General features: G+C 58.3%; 21 protein-coding genes. 17 read left to right on the plus strand and 4 right to left on the minus strand.

Annotated elements, in window-relative coordinates:
- Positions 1 to 78: 78 nt before the first annotated feature.
- On the minus strand, positions 79 to 1401 hold the full coding sequence (gene fadL / locus ACTJJ1_RS16310) for a long-chain fatty acid transporter FadL (RefSeq protein ID WP_062868139.1): 1323 nt from the start codon (positions 1399 to 1401) through the stop codon (positions 79 to 81).
- A 405-nt stretch (positions 1402 to 1806) separates the two neighbouring features.
- Between fadL and ACTJJ1_RS16315 the strand changes: the two genes are divergently transcribed.
- The 4 genes from ACTJJ1_RS16315 (at position 1807) to sixA (ending at position 6662) form a co-directional block, all read left to right on the plus strand.
- Positions 1807 to 2103, plus strand: a complete 297-nt coding sequence (locus tag ACTJJ1_RS16315) for a YfcZ/YiiS family protein (protein WP_004947502.1) — start codon at positions 1807 to 1809, stop codon at positions 2101 to 2103.
- A 193-nt stretch (positions 2104 to 2296) separates the two neighbouring features.
- Positions 2297 to 3607, plus strand: coding sequence for an acetyl-CoA C-acyltransferase FadI (gene fadI / locus ACTJJ1_RS16320; RefSeq protein WP_004947501.1), 1311 nt, complete (start codon positions 2297 to 2299; stop codon positions 3605 to 3607).
- Positions 3607 to 5772 carry a fatty acid oxidation complex subunit alpha FadJ gene (gene fadJ / locus ACTJJ1_RS16325; protein ID WP_440834639.1) on the plus strand — a complete coding sequence of 722 codons (2166 nt, stop codon included), beginning with the start codon at positions 3607 to 3609 and terminating at the stop codon, positions 5770 to 5772. The genes fadI and fadJ overlap by 1 nt, the downstream gene beginning before the upstream one ends.
- A gap of 407 nt (positions 5773 to 6179) precedes the next feature.
- Positions 6180 to 6662, plus strand: coding sequence for a phosphohistidine phosphatase SixA (gene sixA, locus ACTJJ1_RS16330; protein ID WP_004947495.1), 483 nt, complete (start codon positions 6180 to 6182; stop codon positions 6660 to 6662).
- A 67-nt stretch (positions 6663 to 6729) separates the two neighbouring features.
- On the opposite strand, the gene smrB is transcribed toward sixA, so the two are convergent.
- On the minus strand, positions 6730 to 7260 hold the full coding sequence (smrB, locus tag ACTJJ1_RS16335; protein ID WP_006326965.1) for an endonuclease SmrB: 531 nt from the start codon (positions 7258 to 7260) through the stop codon (positions 6730 to 6732).
- A 183-nt stretch (positions 7261 to 7443) separates the two neighbouring features.
- On the opposite strand from smrB, the gene prmB reads away from it, so the two are divergent.
- The 6 genes from prmB to ACTJJ1_RS16365 all read left to right on the plus strand — a co-directional run bounded on the left by prmB (position 7444) and on the right by ACTJJ1_RS16365 (position 12099).
- Positions 7444 to 8376, plus strand: a complete 933-nt coding sequence (gene prmB / locus ACTJJ1_RS16340; protein ID WP_006326964.1) for a 50S ribosomal protein L3 N(5)-glutamine methyltransferase — start codon at positions 7444 to 7446, stop codon at positions 8374 to 8376.
- A 61-nt stretch (positions 8377 to 8437) separates the two neighbouring features.
- Positions 8438 to 9523 carry a chorismate synthase gene (gene aroC, locus ACTJJ1_RS16345; RefSeq protein ID WP_004947483.1) on the plus strand — a complete coding sequence of 362 codons (1086 nt, stop codon included), beginning with the start codon at positions 8438 to 8440 and terminating at the stop codon, positions 9521 to 9523.
- A 5-nt stretch (positions 9524 to 9528) separates the two neighbouring features.
- Positions 9529 to 10356 carry a penicillin-insensitive murein endopeptidase gene (gene mepA / locus ACTJJ1_RS16350; RefSeq protein ID WP_004947480.1) on the plus strand — a complete coding sequence of 276 codons (828 nt, stop codon included), beginning with the start codon at positions 9529 to 9531 and terminating at the stop codon, positions 10354 to 10356.
- A gap of 3 nt (positions 10357 to 10359) precedes the next feature.
- Positions 10360 to 11160 (plus strand): sulfite exporter TauE/SafE family protein, encoded by an 801-nt coding sequence (locus tag ACTJJ1_RS16355; RefSeq protein ID WP_006326962.1) that lies wholly within the window; start codon positions 10360 to 10362, stop codon positions 11158 to 11160.
- Positions 11161 to 11227: 67 nt separating this feature from the next.
- A complete protein-coding gene (locus tag ACTJJ1_RS16360; protein WP_004947474.1) occupies positions 11228 to 11785 on the plus strand; it encodes an elongation factor P hydroxylase in 558 nt (185 codons plus the stop codon).
- 32 nt (positions 11786 to 11817) lie between these two features.
- On the plus strand, positions 11818 to 12099 hold the full coding sequence (locus ACTJJ1_RS16365; RefSeq protein ID WP_004947471.1) for a YfcL family protein: 282 nt from the start codon (positions 11818 to 11820) through the stop codon (positions 12097 to 12099).
- A 43-nt stretch (positions 12100 to 12142) separates the two neighbouring features.
- Here ACTJJ1_RS16365 and mnmC read toward each other — a convergent pair whose 3' ends face one another.
- Positions 12143 to 14164, minus strand: a complete 2022-nt coding sequence (gene mnmC / locus ACTJJ1_RS16370; protein ID WP_440834497.1) for a bifunctional tRNA (5-methylaminomethyl-2-thiouridine)(34)-methyltransferase MnmD/FAD-dependent 5-carboxymethylaminomethyl-2-thiouridine(34) oxidoreductase MnmC — start codon at positions 14162 to 14164, stop codon at positions 12143 to 12145.
- Positions 14165 to 14334: 170 nt separating this feature from the next.
- On the opposite strand from mnmC, the gene fabB reads away from it, so the two are divergent.
- The 7 genes from fabB (at position 14335) to ACTJJ1_RS16405 (ending at position 22831) form a co-directional block, all read left to right on the plus strand.
- Positions 14335 to 15549 carry a beta-ketoacyl-ACP synthase I gene (gene fabB / locus ACTJJ1_RS16375; RefSeq protein WP_004947465.1) on the plus strand — a complete coding sequence of 405 codons (1215 nt, stop codon included), beginning with the start codon at positions 14335 to 14337 and terminating at the stop codon, positions 15547 to 15549.
- Between the two features lie 205 nt (positions 15550 to 15754).
- Positions 15755 to 15976 (plus strand): hypothetical protein, encoded by a 222-nt coding sequence (locus tag ACTJJ1_RS16380; RefSeq protein ID WP_004947462.1) that lies wholly within the window; start codon positions 15755 to 15757, stop codon positions 15974 to 15976.
- 203 nt (positions 15977 to 16179) lie between these two features.
- A complete protein-coding gene (locus ACTJJ1_RS16385) occupies positions 16180 to 16602 on the plus strand; it encodes a hypothetical protein (protein ID WP_202290694.1) in 423 nt (140 codons plus the stop codon).
- 68 nt (positions 16603 to 16670) lie between these two features.
- The gene (locus tag ACTJJ1_RS16390; protein ID WP_440834501.1) at positions 16671 to 16994 is read left to right on the plus strand and encodes a copper-binding protein; all 324 of its coding nucleotides are present in this window, start codon (positions 16671 to 16673) and stop codon (positions 16992 to 16994) included.
- A 10-nt stretch (positions 16995 to 17004) separates the two neighbouring features.
- Positions 17005 to 18264: a TolC family protein gene (locus ACTJJ1_RS16395; protein ID WP_440834503.1), complete on the plus strand. Its 1260-nt coding sequence runs from the start codon at positions 17005 to 17007 to the stop codon at positions 18262 to 18264.
- Positions 18261 to 19715: an efflux RND transporter periplasmic adaptor subunit gene (locus ACTJJ1_RS16400; RefSeq protein WP_440834504.1), complete on the plus strand. Its 1455-nt coding sequence runs from the start codon at positions 18261 to 18263 to the stop codon at positions 19713 to 19715. Before ACTJJ1_RS16395 ends, ACTJJ1_RS16400 begins: the two co-directional genes overlap by 4 nt.
- The gene (locus ACTJJ1_RS16405) at positions 19712 to 22831 is read left to right on the plus strand and encodes an efflux RND transporter permease subunit (protein WP_440834506.1); all 3120 of its coding nucleotides are present in this window, start codon (positions 19712 to 19714) and stop codon (positions 22829 to 22831) included. Before ACTJJ1_RS16400 ends, ACTJJ1_RS16405 begins: the two co-directional genes overlap by 4 nt.
- A gap of 46 nt (positions 22832 to 22877) precedes the next feature.
- Here ACTJJ1_RS16405 and apbE read toward each other — a convergent pair whose 3' ends face one another.
- On the minus strand, positions 22878 to 23909 hold the full coding sequence (gene apbE, locus ACTJJ1_RS16410) for an FAD:protein FMN transferase ApbE (protein ID WP_440834508.1): 1032 nt from the start codon (positions 23907 to 23909) through the stop codon (positions 22878 to 22880).
- Positions 23910 to 24015: the final 106 nt, after the last annotated feature.

Genomic DNA, 24015 nt, shown 5'->3' on the forward strand with positions numbered 1-24015 from the left:
GCCGCCAGGCGGGTTTTTTGTTATAAAACGGCAACAAAAAAGCGCCCCGCAGGGCGCTTAAGCGTTTTGAACGACCGCTTAGAAGCGGTAGTTGAAGTTGGCGCCGTACAACCAGGCCTTGCCCACCGAATTGAAGGTGTATGGACCTTCTTTGATGGTGACTTTTTGGCCGTGCATGTAGGAAACACCGACGTCGACCGACGCGTCTTTGTTGAACGCGTAGCTGGTACCGGCGCTGATCCACATACGGTCTTGATCCGGGATCGAGATAGAGCGGTTCTGGGCAGGCACCGGGCTGTCATCGAACGCGACACCGGTACGGAAGGTCCAGTTGTCGTCGTAGAAGTAGGTGGTACCCAGCGCGATGCGGTAGGCGTCTCTGAAGCCTTCATGCTTCTCGAACAGCGTCTGGCCGTTGTTGCCGGTGGCTTTCAGCTGCTGGAACTGGCTCCAGCTGGTATAAGCCAGGCTGTAGTGGACCGCCCACTGCGGCGCCACCTTGTTGTAACCGGACAGTTCCCACATTTCCGGCAGGTTCAGGTCCAAAGAGCCGGGGATGGTGGTGCCGTTGGTGCCCATAGGCAGGCCGAGAGCGCCCAGGAGCGGGTTATAGGCGGATGGCAGGCTACTTTTGTAGTCACCGTCAAATTTGATTTTAACTTCGGACCGGTAGGTGAAACCGTAGCGGTTGTTTTCATCCACTTCATACAGGATGCCGGCGTTCCAGCCGTAGCCCCATTTATCACCCTTCAGGTGAGAGATCTGGGTATCAGCCGGAATTTGTGACACCGGGCCGGCTAACTGAGGTGGCAATTGGCCTGAGCCAGCAATCAGTTTCGGCAATTCGCCTGCATAACGCTCAAGTTTGGCTTTAGCGTAAACCGCGTCAAAGCCCAGGCCGAAGCTGAAGTGCTGGTTCAGGCGATAAGCGCCGCTCAGGTTCAGGTTCAGGGTTTCGAGGTCGGTTTTGCCGCCGTAAGCGCCTGCGGTGTAACCGTCGTTGAATTCGGTGGCCAGACCATAGTTGCTGGTGACCGAGCCGCCCACGGCGAATTGATCGTTAATCGGGTGAACATAGTGCAGGTTCGGCACCCAGGCAGTTGGCGCGATGTTTTTTGAGTCCAGGCTGGCGCCTGAAGGGGACTTGCCGGTGATGTCTACATCCGGATCGATAAATACGGCACCGATCGAGAATTCTGGTCGGGTGTACATCATAAGAAGGGCCGGGTTACGGCTGGCGGATGCTGCAGTATCCGCGATGGCACCTTCGCCAGAATACGAACGTCCTAAACCCGCTGATGAAAACTCATTCAGCTGGAATCCTGCGGCAGACACGTTTGAAGAAATAATTGCCACTGCAGCTGCGAGAGCTGATTTAGTAAATAGGTTTTTCTGGCTCATGACCAAAACCTCATTATGTGTTTATTATTTAAACTATGTTACACGAGGTAACAAGGAGCGCGGGATTGTAGGGTCCGTTATCATTCAGACAAATCAGACCAGTGGCTGAATTATAGGTCCGACCTGTTAGTATGTTGCAACTTTGTTTTTGAGATATTTCAATATTGGTATCAAAAAAGAGATCTGCTTAACAAAAAACCAGCAATGAATAACAAATCTCTTACCATTCCTTAGCAGACGACGATTTTTATTTGTGATTTCCATCACTTAAAACACCTATAAAAAGTAAGTGCTAGCGATGGGTTTCGCTGCGGAGTAAAATAAACGCAGAATCTTGCGTCTTTGCGCCAGAAAATTAATGGCAGTTTGGACTCGCGTAATGGCGGTCCCTGAGGAGAATTAATCATGTCCGATGCAATTAATAAATGCAGCGCCCAGGAAACCGCAGCTTGTTGCTGTGTCGATGTCGGTACCGTGATGGACAACACCGATTGCACCGCATCCTACAGCCAGGTGTTTGCCAATCAACCAGATGCCGAGAAAACGCTGGCTGCGCTGACGGAAAAAGCCCGTGGCGTGGAGTCTGATCCTTGTGACATCAGCAGTAGCATTAAACCGGTTGACGGTGGTGTGCAACTCACTGCGGACTTCACCTTTGCCTGCCAGGCGGAAACCCTGATTTTCCAGCTCGGCCTGCGTTAATTCCCGACCAAAACGGCGCGGGGTAAACCTGCGCCGCTGACTCGCCGTTTTCCCCCCCCAATAGAAAGTTGCTCCTGCTCTCAGTTTTCACTTCTGACGGTTTGCCAAATGTAAACATTTGGTTAACAATGACCTCATCAGGTCAGACCTCTTTTTGCCCGTTGCGCTGACGTTATTTTTTTCAGGAGCGTTTATGAGTAAGGCACTGCCGTTGGTGACCCGTCACGGTGACCGTATCGCGATTGTAAATGGACTGCGTACCCCCTTTGCCAAACAGGCAAGCGCCTATCACGGCATTCCGGCGGTGGATCTGGGGAAAATGGCGGTGAGCGAACTCTTGGCCCGCAGCGGTATTGATCCGGCGCTTATCGAACAACTGGTGTTCGGCCAGGTAGTGCAAATGCCCGAAGCGCCGAATATCGCGCGTGAAATTGTCCTCGGCACCGGCATGAATGTACATACCGATGCGTACAGCGTGTCGCGCGCCTGCGCCACCAGTTTTCAGGCGATTGCCAACGTGGCGGAAAGCATCATGGCGGGCAGCATCAGTATCGGCATTGCCGGCGGCGCAGACTCCTCCTCGGTGTTGCCGATCGGCGTCAGCAAAGCGCTGGCGCGCACGTTGGTGGACGTCAACAAGGCGCGTACCCTGTCGCAACGCCTCAAACTGTTTAGCCGGTTAAAGTTCCGCGATCTGCTGCCGGTGCCGCCGGCGGTGGCGGAATATTCGACCGGCCTGCGCATGGGCGATACCGCCGAACAGATGGCGAAAAGCCACGGCATTACCCGCGAAGAGCAGGATGCGCTGGCGCACCGCTCTCACCAACTGGCGGCCAAGGCCTGGGAACAGGGATTGCTGCGCGATGAAGTCATGACCGCCTACGTACCGCCGTACCGCGCGCAAATCAGCGAAGACAACAACGTTCGCAAAGACTCCAGCCTGGCGTCATACGCTAAACTGAAACCGGCATTTGACCGCAAACATGGCAGCGTCACTGCGGCCAACAGTACGCCGCTGACCGACGGTGCGGCAGCGGTGCTGATGATGAGCGAATCGCGTGCGAAAGAGCTGGGGCTGCAACCGCTGGGCTACCTGCGCAGTTTTGCTTTTTCCGCCATCGACGTTTGGGAAGACATGCTGCTGGGGCCATCCTACGCCACGCCGTTGGCGCTGGATCGCGCCGGCATTGGCCTGGCCGACCTGACGCTGATTGACATGCACGAAGCTTTCGCCGCGCAGACGTTGGCGAACCTGAAGATGTTCGCCAGCGATGAGTTCGCCCAACAAAAACTGGGGCGCAGCAGAGCGATCGGCACAGTGGATATGGATAAATTTAACGTCTTGGGTGGCTCTATCGCCTATGGCCACCCGTTTGCCGCTACCGGCGCGCGCATGATCACCCAAACGTTGCACGAGCTGAAACGCCGCGGCGGCGGATTGGGGCTGACCACCGCCTGCGCGGCCGGAGGGTTAGGGGCCGCAATGATTGTAGAGGTGGAATGATGAGCTTTGAAAACGCATTGCATGAACAGCGGGCCAAACCCTCGGCTTTTCAACTGACGCTGCGCCCGGACAACATCGGCGTGATTACCATCGACGTCCCGGGTGACAAGGTCAATACGCTGAAAGCCGAGTTCGTCGAGCAGGTTAACGACGTACTGATCCGCGCGCAACAGCATACTGCGCTGGAAGGGCTGGTGATTATTTCCGGCAAGCCGGATTCGTTTATCGCCGGGGCGGACATCACCATGATCGCCGCCTGCACCAGCGCCAAAGAGGCCGAAACGCTGGCGAAGAAAGGGCAAAGCACGCTGGCGCAGATCGCCGCTTTCCCCGTGCCGGTGGTGGCGGCTATTCACGGCGCTTGCCTCGGTGGCGGGCTGGAACTGGCTCTGGCCTGCCATGGCCGCGTTTGTTCGCTGGATGACAAAACCGCTCTCGGCTTGCCGGAAGTTCAGCTTGGCCTGCTGCCAGGCTCCGGCGGCACCCAGCGCTTGCCACGGTTGATCGGCGCCAGCAAGGCGCTGGACATGATGCTGACCGGCAAGCATATCCGTGCGCGTCAGGCGCTGCGGATGGGACTGGTTGACGATGCGGTGCCGCAGGCGATTTTGTTGCAGACCGCCATTGAACGGGTCAAGCAGGGTTGGCAGAGCCGGCGTGAACTGCCGTGGCAGGAGCGCTTGCTCAACGGTCCTCTGGGGAAAAGCCTGTTGTTCAGCATTGTGCGCAAAAAAACGCTGGAGAAAACCCACGGCAACTATCCGGCGGCGGGAAAAATCATTCAGGTGGTGCGTACCGGCCTGGACAGCGGCAGCACCAGCGGTTATGAAGCCGAAGCGCGGGCCTTCGGCGAACTGGCCATGACGCCGCAGTCGGCGGCGTTGCGCAGCCTGTTCTTTGCCTCTACCGCCTTGAAGAAAGAGCGCGGCGGCAATGCCCAACCCCATGCGTTGCATCGCGTCGGCATTCTGGGCGGTGGCCTGATGGGCGGCGGGATTGCCTGCGTAACCGCCACGCGCGGCGGCCTGCCGGTACGAATTAAAGACGTGAATGAAACCGGCATCACCCACGCGCTGAAATACAGCTGGGATGTGCTTGGCAAGCGGGTGCGCAGCAAACGCATGCGCCCGGCGGAACGGCAAAAACAGATGATGCTGATCTCCGGCTCGACCGATTACACCGGCTTTGAACGGGTGGATATCGTGGTGGAGGCGGTGTTTGAGGATCTGGCTCTGAAGCAGAACATGGTGGCCGAGATTGAACAGCACGCCGCGCCGCATACCATTTTCGCCTCCAATACCTCGTCGTTGCCGATTGGCCAGATTGCCGCCAAAGCGCAGCGGCCGCAGCAGGTGATCGGCCTGCATTATTTCAGCCCGGTCGATAAAATGCCGCTGGTGGAGGTGATCCCCCATGCCACCACCAGCGAGGAAACCATTGCCACCACCGTGGCGCTGGCGCACAAACAGGGCAAGACGGCCATCGTGGTCGCCGATCGCGCCGGTTTTTACGTCAACCGCATTCTGGCTCCTTATATAAATGAAGCGGCGCGTTGTCTGCTGGAAGGCGAACCGATCGAATCGCTGGACAAGGCGCTGGTGGATTTCGGTTTCCCGGTGGGGCCGATTACCCTGCTTGATGAAGTGGGCATTGATGTAGGCACCAAGATTATCCCGGTGTTGGTGGAACAGCTAGGGCCGCGTTTCGCCGCGCCGGCCGCCTTCGATGCGGTACTGAAAGACGGGCGCAAAGGGCGTAAAAACGGCCGGGGTTTCTACCTGTATCCGAGCGAAGGTCAGCAACGTCAGCGGGGCAAGCGCGCCGATACTTCGGTATATCTTCTGCTGGGCATCACGCCGAAGTCGCATTTGCAGCCGTCGGTCATCGCCCAGCGCTGCGTAATGATGATGTTGAATGAAGCGGCGCGTTGCCTGGAAGAAGGCGTGATCCGCAGCGCACGCGATGGGGATATCGGCGCGGTATTCGGTATCGGTTTTCCGCCGTTCCTCGGGGGGCCGTTCCGTTATATGGATGAGCTCGGCGCAGAGAAGGTGGTTAAAACGCTGCAATACCTGCAGCAGCAATACGGCGAAAACTTTGCCCCCTGCGAACGCTTGCAGCGCATGGCGCAGCAGGGCGAACGCTTTTATCCGCAAGGGGAGTGAGCGGCGAGGTGCCCTGATTTGTACTAGAGTTGGATCAGGGCCGCTGTGTGATCGTTATCACTCCTTGAAATACCTGCAATCCTGGGCGCTATACAGGGAGATAGCGACGGGGTAACGTAACCGGAGAGCGCCGAAAGACTGATCGCCATCAATAAGTTTCATGATGGAAAGGTTAAAATTTAACCCGTTGAATTGGTTGTTATGTGAGCGCCATATTCATGTCAGGACGATGTTGATGTAAAAAACAGCGTTTTCTTTACGTGAACTTTCAGGCAAAATGCCCGGCCGCCATAAAAGAGACGGCGCGTTATCGTTTCAAAGCTTTTGCTTTGGGGTTGTAAAACTCGGCGATACAGCACGCTCGGCGTTTCTGTATAGCGTTATTTTGTCAACAACAGCGGTGCAATATGCAAGTTTTGATTATGCGTCACGGAGAGGCGGCACTTGATGCGGCCAGCGATTCGGTAAGACCTCTTACCCTTTGTGGCCGTGATGAGTCACGTCAGATGGCGGCCTGGTTAAACACCAAGTCTGTGGATATTGAACGAGTACTGGTCAGCCCCTACCTGCGGGCCGAGCAGACGCTGGAAACGGTGCGCGAAGCCTTGGCGCTGCCGGAAAGCGAAGAAGTGCTGCCTGAGCTGACGCCGGGCGGTGATGCCGGTCTGGTGGGGAGTTATCTGCAGGCGCTGGCGCAGCAGGGGGTCAGCTCCGTGTTGATCGTCTCCCACTTGCCGCTGGTGGGTTATCTGGTCGCCGAACTGTGTCCGGGCGAATGCCCGCCGATGTTTGCGACCTCCGCGATCGCCAATGTCGATCTGGCGGCCGACGGCAGCTACGGCAAGTTTGAATGGCAGGTCAGCCCGTCGCAGGTGATGGCTAAAGTGTAGGACGCCGTGTCTTGGGTCCCACCAGAAAAGGGCGATGTTTAACATCGCCCTTTGTCATTTTTGCCGTTTACTCGGCCAGTTCGACCAGCAACAAAATCGCCGCGTTGCCGCCCCATTCCTTGGGAGCCTGGTGGAACGCCAGTACGTCAGGGTGCTGCGCCAGCCACAGCGGCGTCTGCTGTTTGAGAATGTGCTTGCCGTGGCCGTGCATGACGCAGGCGCAGTGCACATGTTCACGCTTGCAGGCGGCAATCAGTGCGCCCAGCTCCTGCTTGGCTTGCATTTGGGTCAGGCCGTGCAGATCGAGAAACAGGTCCGGTGAATAATCGCCGCGCCGCAGTTTTTTTAGCTCAAACGCGCTGTAGCCGGGACGCACGTAGCGTGTCGGTCCTTCCTCTTCCAACTGCGGTTGGTATTCATCCGAGAAATAATAGCTGGCATCCACCTGTTCCTGCAGCAGGCGCTGCGGCGCCATTTGCCGGGTTTTTGGCCTGGGTTTGGGGTGGACAACGGTATCCTGACGCAGTTTTTTTGCGCTTGCTATCGACTCTCTGAAGAGCTGCAATTCATCTTTGCTCAGAGGGTGCTTGTTCTTCATTTTTTATTCACCGGAAATCATTTATCACGACAGTTTACCGTGTCGCGGGTATCTGTCGACGCAAAACTCCCGTCCGAATGAAAATGAGAATGTCTTAACGCGACTATTGCTGCTGATTTGTCGCGGGCTTCATGGCAAACTATGCGGCTAAATCATGAATTACAGTGCCTGCCGGAGGGCAAATTGGACAAAATTTTCGTCGACGAAGCAGTGAATGAACTGCACACCATTCAGGATATGCTGCGCTGGGCGGTGAGCCGCTTCAATGCCGCCAATATCTACTATGGTCACGGAACTGATAATCCGTGGGACGAAGCGGTGCAATTGGTGCTGCCAACCCTGTTCCTGCCGCTGGACATTCCAGAGGACATGCACACCGCACGTTTGACCTCCAGCGAGCGCCATCGCATCGTTGAACGCGTGATTCGCCGCGTCAACGAGCGCATCCCGGTAGCTTACCTGACCAACAAAGCCTGGTTCTGCGGCATGGAGTTCTATGTCGATGAACGTGTGCTGGTGCCGCGTTCGCCGATTGGCGAATTGATCAACGATCACTTCAGCGCGCTGATCCCGCACCCACCGCGCCACATTCTGGACATGTGCACCGGCAGCGGCTGCATCGCCATCGCCTGCGGTTACGCTTTCCCGGAAGCGGAAGTGGACGCGGTGGATATCTCCAGCGACGTGCTGGCGGTGACCGAGCGCAATATTCAGGCGCATGGCGTCGAGCATCAGGTTATCCCGATCCGCTCCGATCTGTTCCGCGACGTTCCCGCGATCCAGTACGATCTGATCGTCACCAACCCACCGTATGTGGATGCGGAAGACATGTCCGATCTGCCGCAGGAGTTCCGCTTTGAACCGGAACTGGGCCTGGCGGCGGGCAGCGACGGCCTGAAGCTGGTGCGCCGCATTCTGGCCTGCGCGCCGGATTACCTGAGCGACGACGGCGTGCTGATTTGTGAAGTGGGCAACAGCATGGTACATCTGATGGAACAATATCCGGATATTCCGTTCACCTGGCTGGAGTTTGACAACGGCGGTGACGGCGTATTCATGCTGACCAAACAGCAACTGGTCGATTGCAAAGAACACTTCAGCATCTACCGCAGCTAAGACTTCTTCGGGCCTGTTCTGACGGGCCCACAAAGATCATCATTAACGGTAAGGAGCCGTGATGGCAGGAAACAGTATTGGGCAGATTTTCCGCGTCACCACATTTGGTGAATCTCACGGTGTGGCGCTGGGATGTATCGTAGACGGTGTACCGCCGGGTATCCCGCTTACCGAAGCCGATTTGCAGCACGATCTGGACCGCCGCCGTCCGGGGACTTCGCGCTATACCACTCAACGCCGCGAACCTGATCAGGTGCGCATTCTTTCCGGCGTGTTCGAAGGCGTGACGACCGGCACCAGCATCGGGCTGATGATTGAAAATACCGACCAGCGTTCGCAGGACTACGGCGCCATCAAAGACGTGTTCCGTCCGGGCCATGCAGATTACACCTACGAGCAGAAATACGGCGTACGCGATTACCGTGGCGGCGGCCGTTCTTCGGCGCGTGAAACCGCGATGCGCGTAGCGGCCGGGGCGATAGCCAAGAAATACCTGCAACAGAAATTCGGCGTCCAGGTGCGCGGCTATCTGGCGCAGATCGGCGACGTGGTCTGTGAACTGAAAGATTGGGATCAGGTCGAACAGAACCCGTTCTTCTGCCCGGATCCGGACAAGCTGGAAGCGCTGGACGAACTGATGCGCGCGCTGAAAAAAGAGGGCGACTCGATCGGCGCCAAGGTCAGCGTAGTCGCCGACAATGTGCCGGTGGGCCTCGGTGAGCCGGTGTTTGACCGTCTGGACGCCGATCTGGCGCATGCATTAATGAGCATCAACGCGGTAAAAGGCGTGGAAATCGGCGACGGTTTTGCCGTGGTGACCAAGCGCGGCAGCGAAAACCGCGACGAAATCACGCCCGAAGGTTTCCAGAGTAACCATGCGGGCGGCATTCTCGGCGGCATCAGCAGCGGCCAACCGGTGGTCGCTCATCTGGCGTTGAAACCGACCTCCAGCATCATGGTGCCGGGCCGTACCATCAATCGCCAGGGCGAAGCGGTAGAAATGGTGACCCGTGGTCGACACGATCCCTGCGTAGGCATTCGCGCGGTTCCAATCGCCGAAGCGATGATGGCGATTGTGCTGATGGATCACCTGCTGCGCCAGCGTGCGCAAAACGGTGATGTGGTTTCTAACGTTCCACGCTGGTAATTACGATGAAAAACTGGATGTTAGGCATCGTTGCCCTGATGGCGTCAGGTTCTGCCATGGCGTTGACGCCGTGGCAGAAAATTGATCACCCGGTGGCCGGCGCGCCACAGGCGATTGGCGGTTTTGCCAATGGTTGTATCGTCGGTGCCCAGCCGCTGCCGCTGAACTCACCGGATTATCAGGTGATGCGCCCCGATCAACGCCGCTATTTCGGTCATCCCGATCTGCTGGCGTTCATTCAGCGCCTGAGCAGCAAAGCCAACCAAAAAGCGCTGGGTACGGTGCTGATCGGCGATATGGCGATGCCGGCCGGTGGGCGCTTTAGCAGCGGCCACGCCAGCCATCAGTCCGGGTTGGATGTCGACATCTGGTTACAGCTGCCGCGCCAGCGCTGGAGCGCGCAGCAACTGCTCAAACCGCAGCCGATCGATCTGGTTTCCGGCGACGGCAAACAGGTTGTGGCGCGTCAGTGGCAACCGCAGATTGAATCTCTGATCAAAATGGCGGCGCAGGATGCGGAAGTGACGCGCATCTTCGTCAACCCGGCGATCAAGCAACGCCTGTGTCTGGATGCCGGCGCCGACCGCGACTGGTTGCACAAGGTGCGGCCGTGGTTCGGCCACCGCGCGCACATGCACGTGCGTCTGCGTTGTCCGGCAGGCAGCCTGGAGTGTCAAGAACAAGATACCCCGCCGCCGGGCGATGGTTGTGGGGCGGAGCTGGCGAGCTGGTTCGTGCCGCATCAACCCAGCGCCAAACCGGGCAAGCCGGTCCCACCGCCATTGCCGCCTTCCTGTCAGGCTTTGCTGGATAACCATTTCGCTGCGGAATAATAAATGGATTGGTTCGTCGTTGGCCCCGAGATGCTCGGGGTTTTGTTCGTGGTGGCGTTGCTGGCGGGTTTTATCGATTCCATTGCCGGAGGCGGCGGCCTGCTGACCGTGCCGGCGCTGCTGGCGGTGGGGGTTTCCCCGGCGCAGGCGCTGGCAACCAACAAGTTGCAGTCGGTGGGCGGTTCGTTTTCCGCCAGCCTGTACTTTATCCGCCGGCGGGCGGTGGATCTTAACGATCAGAAACTGACGATCCTGTTGGCGCTGATCGGTTCCATCGCCGGGGCGATTCTGGTGCAGCATATGCGCGCCGATCTGCTGCGACAAATGCTGCCGCTGCTGGTGATTGGCATCGGTCTGTACTTTTTGCTGACCCCGCGTCTGGGGGAAAGCGATCGTCAGCGCCGCCTGAGCGCGTTGCCGTTCGGGCTGGTGGCCGGTGGCTGCGTCGGTTTTTACGACGGTTTCTTTGGCCCCGGCGCCGGTTCGTTCTATGCGTTGGCCTACGTGACGTTGTGCGGCTTCAATCTGGCCAAATCCACCGCGCACGCCAAGGTGCTGAACTTCACCTCCAACGTTGGCGGCCTGACGTTTTTTATCATCGGCGGTAAAGTGGTGTGGGGCATTGGCCTGGTGATGCTGATGGGGCAGGTGCTCGGCGCACGCCTGGGCGCACATATGGTGATGACCCGTGGGCAGAAGCTGATTCGGCCCATGATCGTCATCGTCTCGCTGGTGATGAGCTGCAAACTGCTGTACGACAACCACGGCGCGGAAATCCAGCAGTGGCTGGCGCTGCATATTTAGCATGCCGGAAGATCGCTAAAGTGGAATAATTACCACTTTATTTTTGTGGTTATAGGGTTTTTTATTTATGTCAGACACACAGACTACCCATCAATACGCGCAATTGATTGATATATTTAATCAATGCTTTAGCGAAGACTACAACACGCGGCTGGTCAAGGGCGATGATGAGCCGATCTACCTGCCGGCCGACGATGCGTTGCCGTACCACCGCATCGTTTTTGCCCACGGTTTTTATGCCAGCGGCCTGCATGAGATCTCGCACTGGTGCATTGCCGGTGAAGAGCGTCGCAAATTGGTGGACTTCGGCTACTGGTACTGCCCGGACGGGCGCGATGCGCAAACACAAAGCGAATTCGAAGCGGTAGAAATCAAACCGCAGGCGCTGGAGTGGATGTTCTGCGTGGCCGCCGGTTTCCCGTTCAACGTCAGCTGCGACAACCTGAACGGCGACTGCGAGCCGGATCGTATCGCCTTCCAGCGCAAGGTGCGCGACCGGGTGTTATCGCTGCTGGAACAGGGAATACCCACAAGACCTGCGCGCTTTATTCAGGCGTTACAATCGTTCTACAATACGCCCCCGCTGGCCGCCGGGCATTTTCCCTATCCGGAAGATTTCTGTTAGCGCCACAGCTTGCTATTTAAAGAGGAAATTTGATGATCGCAGAATTTGAAGCGCGCATTCTGGCGCTGATTGATGACATGGTAGAGCACGCCAGCGATGATGAACTGTTTGCCGGTGGCTACCTGCGCGGTCATCTGACGCTGGCGGTGGCTGAGGCGGAAGAGCACGACGAGCACACCGCCGAAGCACTGAAAGCGCGGGTGGAAAATAGCCTGCATAAAGCCATCACCGCCGGCGAGTTGTCGCCACCGGACCAGATTTTGGTGCGCGGCATGTGGGAAAATCTGTACCAGACCGCATTGCCGACCCCCTGATGCCCATCACAGGGCGCTTCAAAAGCGCCCTGCAACTTCTGCATTAAACCGCACGCCCCTTTAGCAATTTTCTCACCCACATCCGGTTCGGATTCAACGCCGCCAGCATCTCCGCGTCGCCCGGCAAGGGTTCGCCAAACAGCTGCGCCGCCAGGATCTCTGCCGCCAGCGGTGCCGAACACAGCCCGCGCGAACCCAGGGCGCCAAGAACAAACAGGTTGGGATAAAGCGGGGCGTCTGCCACGGTTTCGCCAAGCTGACGGTGGCGTTGCAAATCCTGATACTGCGTCAGCGTAGCCTGATAGTCCGGCACTGCGCCAATCATCGGCAGGTGATCGCGGGTAGCGCAGCGCACGCCGCAGCGGGCATGGTGCGCGCTGACGTCCACCTCTCGCGGCCATGCTTGTTCCGGTAGGCAGCGCAACAGACGCGCTCGGTTATCCTGCTGCTCTTCCTCGCGGTATTCAGTGGCGGTATCGCCGCGCTGGTAACTGGCGCCGATACAGTGCTGTTGATTATGAGCATTGACTGGTGTCAGGTAGCCGTCGTAGCACAGCACCTGCTTCAATTCGCTCAGCACCGGGGTGGTAGGAATATGGGAAACCTGGCCGCGTACCGCGTATACCGGCAGCGCTTCACTTTGCGCCAGGTCGGAAAGGCGGTGGCCATTGGCCAGAATGACCGTGGCATGCCGGCGGGTTTCGCCATTGCCGAAGCCGAGCTGCCAATTGCCGTCTGTGTGTATGAGGTTGTTTAGGTCATACTCGTAATGGCAATGCATCCCCTGACGTTGCGCCAACGCAATGGCGCCCCGCGTCAGCTCAGCCGGGCATAGCCAACCGCCTTGCGGGTAGCTGACGCCGCCAAAACCGCTGTCTACGCCGCACAGTGCGCTGAGCGTAGCGCGATCGGCCTGTGCCGCCAGCGCCGAAGGCCATTCAACCGCCACTATCTTGGCAATTTTCCCGGCACTTTTCTCATCAAAGGCCAATTGGCTGACGCCGCACCATTGATGATCGAATGCCACGCCTTGTTGCAACAGCGCATCGTACTGGCGGCGGGCAAACGGGAAGGCGGCGCTGAAAAAGGTTTCCAGCGCGTCCCCGCGGCCGTTCAGCAACGGATAGAGCGCACCCTGACGGTTACCCGATGCACCTTCGGCCGGTTGCGGATCGGCGCAGTATAACGTCACTTTCGCGCCACGCCGCAGCAGGGCGAGAGCGATAAGCGCGCTGGCGACGCCGCCGCCGATGATGGCGATATCGTCAGTGTTTTCCGCCTCCGGGCGCAGGAACCAGGGCGCGGGATGCGGCAAGGCCGGCGCATTGGCGGGTAACTCGCCGATCAGCATTTCGCGTTTTTGACCGAAACCTTTGCTCTTTGTTACCTCAAAACCCGCCTGTTGCAACCCGCGCCGTACAAAACCTGCGGCGGTAAAGGTGGCTAAGGTACCTCCCGGCCGGGCGAAACGCGCCATGGCGGCGAACAGCTGCTCAGTCCACATATCCGGGTTTTTCGCCGGCGCAAAACCATCGAGGAACCAAGCGTCGACCTGATGATTCATGCTGGGGTCAAAGTGCGGCAGCAGCGCGTTGACGTCGCCGAACCACAGATCCAGCGTAATGCGGCCCTGAGCCAGCAGCAGGCGGTGGCAGCCCGGTAACGGTAGCGGCCATTGAGCGCGGAGCTCATCGGCATAGGGGGCCAGTTCCGGCCAGCGTGCGTGCGCGGCCGCCAGATCGGCGTGCAACAGCGGGAATTTTTCAAAACTGATGAAATGCAGCCGTTGCAGCGGGGCATCTTGCATTGCAGCACGAAAACCGGCAAACGCCTGCCACAGAGTTAAAAAGTTGAGCCCGGTGCCAAAGCCGGTTTCCGCGACGATAAACAGCGGGCGCGGGTGCTCGCTAAAACGCTGCGGCAGCCGGTTGCCCTTGAGAAATACGTAACGGGTTTCTTCCAGCCCATCCTGATTAGAAAAGTAGACGTCATCAAACTGTTTCGAAACAGGTGTACCCTGTTCGTTCCAGGATAACGCTGCGGTTTGGATCGGGGCGTGGCTCACGGTTAGTTGCTCGTAACTCAAGGGGTGACGGGATTCTAACGGGGCTAGCGAAATGGCGCAAACTGGATAAGAATAAAGCTGAAAAACGCTGATCGGACTTGTTCGGCGTACATCTGTACGCTAAAGTGCGATGCAAAATCCCGAATGTAAAATTGTGGAAGAGGTACTGAATGAAACGTGCAGTGATTACTGGCCTGGGAATCGTCTCCAGCATTGGTAACAACCAGCAGGAGGTCCTGGCGAGCCTGCAGGAAGGACGTTCTGGGATCACTTTCTCCCAGGAGCTGAAAGATTCCGGCATGCGTAGTCACGTATGGGGCGATGTTAAATTGGACACTACCGGTCTGATCGACCGTAAAGTGATGCGCTTTATGAGCGACGCGTCCGTTTATGCCTATCTTTCCATGGAAGAAGCCATCAAGGATTCCGGCCTGGCTGCCGATCAGGTTTCCAACGATCGCACCGGTCTGGTGGTTGGCTCAGGTGGTGGTTCTCCGCGCAACCAGGTTGCAGGTTCCGACGGCATGCGCGCCAAAGGCCTGCGCGGCGTGGGTCCTTATATGGTGACCAAGGCCATGGCTTCAGGCGTTTCCGCTTGCCTGGCAACCCCGTTCAAAATTCGTGGCGTTAACTACTCCATCAGCTCTGCCTGCGCCACCTCTGCACACTGCATCGGTCACGCGGTGGAATTGATCCAACTGGGCAAGCAGGACGTGGTCTTTGCCGGCGGCGGTGAAGAGCTGTGCTGGGAAATGGCCTGTGAGTTCGATGCGATGGGCGCACTGTCCACCAGCTACAATGAAACCCCGGAAAAAGCTTCCCGCACTTATGACGCAGCGCGTGACGGTTTCGTCATCGCCGGCGGCGGCGGTATGGTGGTGGTTGAGGAGCTGGAACACGCTCTGGCGCGCGGCGCGCACATCTATGCGGAAATCATCGGCTACGGTGCGACCTCCGACGGTGCCGACATGGTGGCTCCATCAGGTGAAGGCGCAGTACGTTGCATGAAGATGGCGCTGCAAGGCGTGGATACCCCAATCGATTACATGAACGTGCACGGCACTTCCACGCCGGTGGGCGACGTGAAAGAACTGGGTGCCATTCGCGAAGTGTTTGGCGACAATACCCCGGCTATCTCTTCCACCAAGGCCATGACCGGTCACTCTCTGGGTGCCGCGGGCGTGCAGGAAGCGATCTACAGCCTGCTGATGGTTGAGCACGGCTTTATCGCGCCGAGCATCAACATCGACAACCTGGACGAGAAAGCCGCTGGCATGAACATCGTGACTCAGCCGACCAAACGCGAGCTGACCACCGTGATGTCCAACAGCTTCGGTTTCGGTGGCACCAACGCCACGCTGGTCATGCGCAAGCTGCAAAAGTAATTTAGCCGCAATCCATGCCAGTTGATCAAGCCCGCTTCGCAGCGGGCTTTTTACTGCCTGTCGCTGCCCGTTCAGAGTTATCCCAAATTACATCTTTTGACGGATCATTAACGCCTCGTTCAGCCTTTTACGCATACAATAGCCCGATAACGCGATTATCACTCGGCGTAGCGTTTTCAGAGTGATCGAACCTTGAGGCATGAGTATGAAAAAGTTAATTGCGGTTGGGTTGCTGTCAGTGTTTCTGGCGGGGTGCGCGACTGAGTCACCTTGTGTCCCGGTTTATGACGATCAGGGGCGTTTGGTGCACACCAACACCTGCATGAAGGGCACGACGCAGGATAACTGGGAAACCGCGGGCGCTATCGCCGGTGGTGCGGCGGCGGTTGCCGGCCTGACGCTGGGTATTATTGCGTTAACCAAATAATCGTCTGTCGGTGAATGTCCCCGTAAAAAGCTCAGCCATTGCTGGGCTTTTTCTTTGGGCGATGAGCCGCCAGTTGATTGAAGTCATGGTATTTTTATTTCTGGTTCGCTGACGGATACCGCTTTGTCAGCGGGTGTAAATTCCATTCCTGCGCCTGCCCTGGGTCGATATACTCCCGCTATCTCATCCGTTGGAATCATCTGATGTCGGCTTTGACGTCCATATCCTTATCCATGCACCGTCTGCGCTTCGCTAAAAAGCGGGCCTGTGCATGGTTATGGGTCGTCAGCTGGCTGTTGTTGAATACCCAGCTGGCGTTGGCCAGCCATAACTGCAACCTGCAGTTCAGCGGCGAAGCGCCGATGGCACAGCATATGATGCATATGCAAAACAGCGTGCCGTCGCAGCAGCAGATACAAGCCCAAGAGCCGCTATGCGAGAAACACTGCGTACCTGAGTCAGCCCAACAGGATCACACCAACCTGACGTTGGCTGCTTTGCCCACCAGCGGCGAATTGGCCATCATTACGCCTTTCCCGTCACGTTCTACCTCGTCCAATACCTGGCAAACGCCGCCAATAACAGGCCCGCCGGCAGAGATTGTTTTCTGCCGGTTCCGTGAATAGCTCTGACAACCGCTTTGCCGTCCCCGACGGTTTTCCGCGTTTGTTAACTATTTTATGGAGTACCCGTTATGCGTAATGTATTTGTCGCCGTAGTGTTCACCCTGTTTTTTGCCTTTACCTCCAGCGCTGCCGATAGGGCGATGCAGGATCCTGCCGCCAAACCGACCGTCGAAATCCACAGTCAGGGCATCATCAAAGCCTGGGATGTGCGGAAGGTGTCCATCGCTCACAAGGCCATTCCTGCGCTTGATTGGCCGCCAATGTCCATGAGTTTCCTGCTCCCTCCAGCGCCTTCCTTCGCCGCATTGCCGGTGGGTACCGCGGTTGACTTCAGCTTCCTGCCGATCGACGGCGGTTACCGGCTGATCGCCATCGCCGCTGCTCGACCATAACGGAGGCGTTATGACCATTATCCTTTCTCACCCTTGGCGGGTGGGCTGGCTGCTGCTTGCCTGTTGGGCACCGGCCACCCTGGCGGCGGGTCTGACGCTGCAACAGTCATTGATGGCGGCCGAAGGTTATTCGGCGGAGTTATCCGCCAATCGGCATCAGGTGAACGCCTTGCAAAACATGGCGGATTCGGCGATGCAGTTGCCCGATCCCAAGCTGAAGTTCGGCATTGAAAATGTGCCGGTGCAGGGCGGTAACGCCCAGCGTTTTACCCGCGAAGGCATGACCATGGGACGAATCGGCATCATGCAGGATTACGTCAGCGGCACCAAACGTCAGCGTAAAGCGGATACCCTGCGTGCCGAAGCCAGCCAGACGGATGCAGGCAGCGCCACCATTCGCGCTCGTCTACAGCAACAAACTGCGCAGGCGTGGCTGGCGTTGGCGTTGAGCCGACAAACCTTGAGTGATGCCTCAGCGCTGGTGACGGAGAGTGAACGTCAGATCGCCACTCAGCATGCTGCCGTGGCCGGCGGTGGAACGCCTGCGAGCGGCGTACTGGACGCCAGGCTGACGCTGCTGAGCATGCAGGATCGCATCAGCGAGGCGCAGCGTGACGTTGCTGTCGCGCAGGCACGCCTGGCGCAACTGACCGGCCTGTCTGCAACGGATACTGCCGGGGCGATGCCGCGCTTTGAGCGTTTACCGGCCGACAGCGACGTATTGCGGCAGGCCATCAGGCAGCATCCCGAAGTGCTGCAAGCCAGCCGCGAGGCTGACGTTGCCAAAGCGCGCTCGGCTCAATCCGCGGTGGCGGCAATACCGGATGTCGGTGTTGAGGTGTATTACGGCAAGCGCGCCGACGATTACGAGGATCTGGCCGGGGTGATGTTTACCGTCGATTTGCCGTTGTTCCGCGCACAGCGGCAGGACAAGGACTATGCCGCCGATGTTTCCCGCAGCATGGAGGCCAACGATCGGTTGACGCTGTTGATCCGTGACCATCAGGCACAACTCGATACGCTGTTGGCGCAGTATCAGGCAGCGCAGGCGCAGTGGCAGCGCCAGCAACGTCAGGTCATTCCCCTGCAGCAACAGCGAGTGAGCCTGTTGTTAGCGCAATATCGCAGCGGTAAAAACGACCTGTCTGCGGTGCTGGAAGCGCGACGGGCGCTTCTCGACAGCCGCCTCAGTGCCGGTAAGGCCGCCAGGGAACTGGCGCAGATTTGGGCCGCCATTCGCTATCTCACCCCTCTGGAATCGATGCAATGAAAATACAATTCAAGCTGGCGCTGTTAGCGGCGCTGATCGGCAGTGGGCTGGCGGGATACTGGTTTGGTGCAGCGGGGGGAGACGCGCCCGCGCCGGCCGCCAAGAGTGAGCGACAGGTACTTTATTGGTACGACCCGATGATGCCGGGACAGCGTTTTGACAAACCGGGTAAATCGCCTTTTATGGATATGCAACTGGTGCCGCGCTATGCCGATGAGGCAGAGCCCGAGGGCGGCGTGACCATCAGCGCCCGCCAACAGCAGAACCTGGGCGTTCGCACCGAAGCTGCGCAATTGCGCCAACTGGCGCCGCAACTCAGCGCTTTCGGCAGCGTCGCGACCGATGAACGTGGAGTTCAGATTATCGCTGCCCGCGCCAACGGGCTGGTGGAAAAACTCTACGTGCGTGCCAGCCAGCAACAGGTGAAAAAGGGCGAAGCCTTGGCGCAACTGTGGATCCCCGACTGGAGTGCGGCGCAGCAGGAGTATCTGGCGGTACGCCAACTGGGAGACACCGCGTTAAGCGCCGCCGCACGCCAGCGGTTGCAGCTGCTGTTTATGCCCGAAGGGGTGATTCGGCAGGTGGAGCGCACGGGTAAACCCGAGCCGCGCGTCAAGATCACGGCACCGGGAAATGGGTTTGTGAATAAGCTCAACATTCTGGAAGGCGCTCAGGTCACCGCCGCGCAGGGGCTGTTTGAGATAGCCAGCCTCGATCCGGTGTGGATCGTTGCCGATTATCCGCAGGCGCAGGCCGGATTGCTGAAAGTGGGCGATAAGGTGCAGGCGGCTTCCGCCAGTTGGCCTGGTGAAAGATTTGAAGGCGAGGTGAGCGAACTGCTGGCCAATGTCGATCCGCTGACCCGAACCTTCAAAGCGCGCATCCTGCTGAAAAATCCTCAGCAAAAACTTCGGCCGGGCATGTACCTGCAACTCACGCTGTCGCACAGCACCCTCGGTCAGCCGGTGTTGGCGATACCGCAGGAGGCGCTGATCGGCAGCGGCGATCGCAATAGGGTGTTGCTCGCCGAAGGCAATGGGCATTTCACGCCGGTTGAGGTGGTGGCCGGGCGTGCACAGGATGGCTGGGTGGAAATCAAACGCGGGCTGAGCGTCGGGCAACAAGTGGTGACTTCCGGCCAGTTCCTGATCGACTCCGAAGCCAGCATGCGCAGCGCCCTGCCGCAGATGGCGGCGCAAACCGAGCTGAAACAGTACCAGGCTGAAGGCGTGGTTGAGGCATTGAATGATAGCGCCATAACACTGTCCCACGGCCCCGTGCCGGAGCTGCAGTGGCCGGCGATGACCATGGATTTTGCTCTGCCGTCGGCGGGGTTGCCGGCCGGCATCAAACCTGGCGACAGGGTGAAAATCGCTTTTACCGTTGATGACCAAGGTTCGCATATCAGTCAGATTGTGCTGACGAGCGCTGCGCATGGGGGCGATTTATGATTGCTTTCGTGATCCGTTGGTCGCTGCGCAACCGGCTATTGGTGCTGCTGGCTTCGGTGTTGTTGGCTGGATGGGGTGTCTGGGCATTGCAGAAAGCGCCGCTGGATGCATTGCCGGACCTGTCTGACGTACAGGTGATTGTCCGTGCCACTTACCCCGGCAAGGCACCGCAAGTGATTGAAGATCAGGTTACCTATCCGCTGACCACCACGCTACTTACGGTACCGGGAGCCAAAACGGTGCGTGGTTTTTCCATGTTTGGCGACGCTTACGTCTACGTGCTGTTTGAGGATGGCACCGATCTTTACTGGGCACGCTCGCGGGTGTTGGAGGCGCTGAGCCAGGTGCAATCCTCGCTGCCGGCGCAGGTGAAAGTAGCTCTGGGGCCGGACGCCACCGGTGTCGGCTGGGTTTACGAATATGCTCTGGTGGATAAAAGCGGGAAACATAGCCTGGCCGACTTGCGCGCGCTACAAGACTGGACGCTGAAATTTGAACTGAAAACCGTCCCCAACGTGGCTGAAGTGGCCAGCGTCGGCGGTATGGTTCGTCAGTATCAGGTGGTACTGGATCCGCCAAGCCTGCGCGCGCTGAATATCACGCATCAACAGGTGGTAAGTGCCATTCAGGATGCCAACCAGGAAGGCGGCGGTGCAGTGCTGGAGATGGGGGAAGCGGAATATATGGTGCGGACCTCGGGCTACCTGAAAAAGCGGAGTGACTTTGCCAACGTGGTGATTACCGTGCGTGACGGCGTACCGATCCTGCTTTCGCAAGTGGCGACGTTGCGCGAAGGGCCGGAGATCCGTCGTGGTGTGGCTGAGCTGAACGGCGAGGGTGAAGTGGCGGGCGGCATCGTAGTGATGCGCTACGGTAAAAATGCGCTGGAGACCATTAACGCGCTGAAGGTGAAGCTGCAAGAAGTTCAGCAGACCTTGCCGCCCGGTGTGGAAATTGTGACTGTGTATGATCGTTCGCAACTGATCGAACACGCGATTGAAACCCTGTCCCACAAGCTGCTGGAAGAGTTTCTGGTGGTAGCCCTGGTCTGCACTTTGTTCCTGTTCCATTTCCGTTCGGCGCTGGTGGCGATGATCACGCTGCCGCTGGGCATTCTTGGTGCTTTTGTGGTCATGCATTATCAGGGCGTCAACGCCAATATCATGTCGCTGGGCGGGATAGCTATCGCGATTGGTGCCATGGTGGACGCGGCGATCGTCATGATTGAGAACATGCATAAGGTGCTGGAGCAGTGGCGGCAACGCCATCCCGGGCAGCAGCCGACGTCGACGGATTATTGGCGCATTTCAGAGCAGGCTGCGGTGGAAGTGGGGCCGGCGCTGTTTTGCAGTTTGCTGATTATCACGTTGTCCTTCATTCCGGTGTTCACCCTGCAGGCGCAGGAAGGGCGAATGTTCTCCCCGCTGGCCTACACCAAAACCTACGCCATGGCGGTGGCCGCTGGCCTGGGCATTACGCTGGTGCCGGTGCTGATGGGCTACTTTATTCGTGGCCGTATTCCCGACGAGCATGCCAACCCGATTAACCGCTGGCTGATCCGCCTGTACCAACCGGTGTTGGCGGCGGTGTTGGCGTGGCCGAAAACTACGCTCGGGGTTTCGTGCTTATTGCTGTTGTTGACGGCATATCCGCTTAGCCGATTGGGCAGCGAATTTATGCCGCAGCTTGACGAAGGCGATCTGCTTTATATGCCATCGTCATTACCGGGCATGTCGGCGCGTGAGGCGAGCAGGTTGCTGCAACTGACCGACCGGCTGATCAAAATCGTGCCGGAAGTGGCGACGGTATTCGGCAAGGCGGGGCGGGCGGAGAGCGCGACCGATCCCGCGCCGTTGACCATGCTGGAAACCACCCTTAGTTTCAAGCCGCGTGACCAGTGGCGGCCGGGTATGACCATGGATAAATTGGTGGCGGAGCTGGACGCGGTGGTCAAGGTGCCGGGCATTGCCAATGTTTGGGTTCCGCCGATCCGCAATCGGCTGGACATGTTGGCCACCGGGATAAAAAGCCCGGTTGGCATCAAGGTGAATGGTAATAACATGGCCGACATCGAGCGGATTTCCGGGCAGATTGAGCAGGTGGTAAAACAGGTGCCGGGTGTCACCTCGGCGCTGGCGGAGCGCATTACCGGCGGCCGTTACGTGGACATTGATATCGATCGCCAACGCGCCGCGCGCTACGGCGTTTCGGTGAAAGAGCTGCAATCCATGGTGGCGACCTTGGTGGGGGGAGAGAACATTGGCGAAACCGTCGAAGGCCGGGCGCGTTATCCGATCAATGTGCGCTACCCGCGTGAGGTGCGCGATTCGGTGCAGCAACTGCAGGCGTTGCCGGTGTTGACCGCCGGCGGTGGTCAGGTGCCATTGTCGATGTTGGCGGACATTCGTGTCACGGAAGGGCCACCGATGCTGAAAAGTGAAAACGCGCGGCTCTCCAACTGGATTTATGTCGATCTGCGCGGACGGGATCTCAAATCGGCGGTGGAAGAGATGCAACGGGCGGTCGCGCAGCAGGTTAAGCTGCCGGCGGGCGTGTCGTTGAGCTGGTCCGGGCAGTTTGAGTATCTGGAACGTGCCAGCGCCCAATTGAAAATCGTACTGCCGGTGACGTTGGCGATCATTTTCGTGCTGCTGTTTGTTACCTTCAGCAGCGTGCGTGATGCGCTGTTGATCATGGCGACGCTGCCGTTTGCGCTAATAGGCGGCGTGTGGCTGCTGTATCTGCTGAACTACAACCTTTCGGTGGCCGGGGCGGTGGGCTTTATTGCACTGGCGGGGGTGGCGGCGGAATTTGGCGTGATCATGGTGCTGTACCTGAATCATGCGCTGGAAAAACACCGCCAGCCGGGGAAACCGCTCACCCGAAAACAGCTGATGGACGCCATCGCCGAGGGGGCGGTATTACGGGTGCGGCCAAAAGTGATGACCGTCGCTACCATCATGGCTGGGCTATTACCGATCATGTGGGGCAACGGCGCAGGCTCTGAAGTGATGCGCCGCATTGCGGCCCCGATGATTGGCGGGATGCTCAGTGCACCGTTGTTGTCGATGCTGGTCGTCCCGGTGGTCTACTTATTGTTGCATCGCAAAGGATGATGGAGCGGGGCGCAGTGTGCTGCGTCCCGCTTTTACGAAACGAAGACTACTTCGCCAGAAACGCTTTGAACTGCGGCGTCATCACGGCGTTGAAACCGTCATCGGTTTTGCTGATCAGGTACACCGCCAGCCCTTTTTCTTCCGCCAGCTTCAGCGCTTTTTCCGTCCCCAGCACCATCAACCCGGTATCCCAGCCGTCCGCTTCCAGCGCGGTTGACGCTATCACCGTGGCGGAGACCAGCCGGTGGGTAATGGGCCGGCCGGTAACGGGATCGATAACGTGCGAATAGCGCTGGCCATTCTGTTCGAAGTAGTTGCGATAGCTGCCGGCGGTACTGATGCCGTAGCCTTGCAGATCGACCAGCGCCTGCACCGCATTTTCCCTGTCGGTCGGTTTTTGGATCGCCACTCGCCACGGCTTGCCCTGGCCGTTGACGCCGCGTGAGGACACCGCGCCGCCGACCGACACCAGATAGTTGGTGATGCCGTTGCGCGCCATCAGTTTAACAAGCTGGTCAACGCCGTAGCCTTCACCCAGGGTCGAGAGATCGACATACATGTTCGGCAGATCTTTTTGCAGCCACTCCCCACGGCTGTCGCTGAGCAATTTGAGATGCTGCAGGCCAATATTTTTTTGCGCGGCTTCAATCTGCTGCTGCTCCGGCACCTTGACTGCGCGTTTGTCCGGGCCAAAACCCCACAGATTCACCAGTGGGCCGACGGTAATATCCATCGCACCCTGCGTATCGCGGCCGATTCGCTGGGCCGTCAGGATAATATCCGCCATCCCGCGCGGGATGGGTTGCGGGTCGGTACTGTGCGATTGATTGAAGCGCGACAGCACCGACGCGGGGCGGTAGGTGGAAATATCATCGTTGGCCCGTTCGAGCAAGGCGTCGACCTGCTGTTGCAGCAACGGCTTGCTGATCTTGACGTCACCGCTGATTTTGACGCTGTAGAAGGTGCCCATGGTTTTGCCTTCGAGGTCGATCTGCGAACGGGTTTCCTGATCGTTACAGGCGGCAAGCAGGCTGAGCGCGGTGCTCAGCAACAGCCCTTTGGCGATAGCGTTGACCATGAAAAATCCTTAGAAACGTAGAAAGGCGCTACAAATAAAGTAAAGCGCGGCAAATGAAAAGCGCAGAAAGGTAAAATAGCATTTTGCTGGCATTGCCGCCGCGCTT

Source organism: Serratia sp. 22264, from assembly GCF_052045345.1.
In the GTDB taxonomy this organism is placed as follows: Bacteria; Pseudomonadota; Gammaproteobacteria; order Enterobacterales; family Enterobacteriaceae; genus Serratia; species Serratia plymuthica.